The sequence below is a fragment of the Neisseria sp. P0009.S007 genome (assembly GCF_051962515.1).
The window spans coordinates 1-728 of the sequence record NZ_JBQCVF010000785.1; the positions used below are offsets into that span (position 1 = coordinate 1).

Here is a 728-nt window from a genome sequence, read left to right on the forward strand (position 1 = left end):
GTATAACACGGCGAAATCGGCGTATTGGGTTTTGTCGCCGCCGACCAGCTTCTGCTTGACGATTTGGCTGACAACCCAGTCGGCTTCGTGCTGCTCGCTTTGACAGGCAACGACCTTGACGATTTCGCCTTCGCCGAACTGCGACCAAAGTTTTTTGGTGAACAGCTTGGGGTTATTTTCAATCACTTTGTTGGCGATTTTAAGAATCCGCGCGGTGGAGCGGTAGTTTTGCTCCAGCTTGATGACCTTCATCTGCGGATAGTCTTCCTGCATTTTGCGCAGGTTCTCCATGTTCGCGCCGCGCCAAGCGTAGATGGATTGGTCGTCGTCGCCGACGGCGGTAAACATGCCTTCCGCGCCGGTCAAGAGCTTCATCAGGGTAAATTGGCAGGTGTTGGTGTCCTGACATTCGTCAACCAGCAGATAACGCAGCCGCCGCTGCCATTTGTTGCGCACTTCGCTATTTTGCTGCAACAGCACGGCAGGCAGACGGATTAAGTCGTCGAAGTCCACCGCCTGATAGCTTTGCAGGGTTTCCTGATAACTCGCATAGACGCGCGCTGTTTGTTGTTCCCACGCATTAGAGGCCGTCTGAACTGCCTCTTCAGGCGTTTTTAAATCGTTTTTCCAAAGGGAAATTTGATGTTGCGCTTTGAACATGGCTTCTTTGCCCGTACCACCCAAGAGTTCGCCGATGATTTTAGCGCTGTCGGTAGAGTCGAGGATGG

Annotated in this window: 1 protein-coding gene; it reads right to left on the minus strand. The window is 52.7% G+C overall.

The features are described from left to right. Positions 1–728: UvrD-helicase domain-containing protein (locus ACTHS3_RS16350; RefSeq protein ID WP_440368552.1), on the minus strand; the 728-nt coding region annotated here is incomplete at both ends.